The 566-nt window shown below is 58.0% G+C and carries 1 protein-coding gene; it reads right to left on the bottom strand.

All coding sequences use genetic code 11. The features are described 5' to 3' along the window. On the bottom strand, nucleotides 1–566 hold a 566-nt coding region (locus I656_RS0117320; RefSeq protein ID WP_033007040.1), incomplete at both ends, for a UPF0236 family transposase-like protein.

Below are 566 nucleotides of genomic sequence, written 5' to 3'. Positions count from 1 at the left end.
GCGTCGCCGTTGATGATCAACAGGTCCCGGCACGGATCATAGGCATATTCGTTCATCAGCCACTCTTCGAACCGTTCCCACACGTCTCCCTCCCCTTCATGGAGGTAGTGGCGCCGGTTCACGAGCTCGAGCTGCGAACCGTTTCGTTTCCATCCCTCGTGAACCGCCAGGATTTTCTCTTCTTTCGCCCGTTTCCCTTTCCCCTGGCGGGAAATAAACAGTCCATCCGCCTCCACAAACAGCACCCGGCCGTGCCGTTGGGAAACAGGGCGGTGCAGCGAGACAGGGGCCTCCAGCACCAGTTGGCGAATCGCCTCGTGGCTCATGACCGCATACCCCACGATCGACTCCAGCGTACGAGCCGCTTTGCGGTAGGAAGAGCACTCGACGGCCAACTCGACCGCCGTTTCCTCGAGGCAAGGACTGATCGATCGGGCCCCATCAAAGCCTAATTCGGCATCCAGCAAGAAGGTATAGTTCCCCGTTTGCCGGTCATAGTAGTAGTTCCGTCGAAACGTCACTTCTCCAAACAGCGTTTGGATCGTAGTCGGCCGTTTGTCTTTCAG

The sequence above is a fragment of the Geobacillus sp. WSUCF1 genome (assembly GCF_000422025.1).
Lineage (GTDB): Bacteria > Bacillota > Bacilli > Bacillales > Anoxybacillaceae > Geobacillus > Geobacillus zalihae.
This window is presented reverse-complemented; position numbering and strand designations above follow the sequence as displayed.